Below are 384 nucleotides of genomic sequence, written 5' to 3' on the forward strand. Positions count from 1 at the left end.
TTGAGGGTTTGGGTCATTGGGGCCTCTTGCTTTGATGGGCGGGAGCGGTATGGGGCATCCGCCGTTTGGTGGATGCCCCATACCCTGCATCACGGGGTGCAGGTGACCGGGGAGTGCTTATTTTGCCTGGTTGCGTTTCCGGTGGCCGGTGAGCGTGAACAGGCCTGCGCCTGCCAGGACGAGGATCCCGCCGGCGGTCAGGGCCCAGGTTCCCRCGCCGCCGGTGAGCGGCAGCTGGAATCCGGCGTTGGCCAGGACGTTGTCGATCGTCACCGTCACGGCGGAGGGGTCGGTGCTGGTGACCGTGGTTTCGACCGGCTGGGCGAGGAGCGCGTACCCGGTCGGGGCCTTGGTCTCGACCAGCCAGTAGGACTGGTAGCCGGG

Annotated in this window: 1 protein-coding gene; it reads right to left on the reverse strand. The window is 67.4% G+C overall.

What is annotated here, in order from left to right; all coding sequences use genetic code 11:
• Positions 1-117: 117 nt before the first annotated feature.
• Positions 118-384 (reverse strand): SpaA isopeptide-forming pilin-related protein (locus AB4Z38_RS25865; RefSeq protein ID WP_441432357.1); only part of this gene is annotated, 267 nt, incomplete at its 5' end.

The sequence above is a fragment of the Arthrobacter sp. 2RAF6 genome, from assembly GCF_052115205.1.
Lineage (GTDB): Bacteria > Actinomycetota > Actinomycetes > Actinomycetales > Micrococcaceae > Arthrobacter.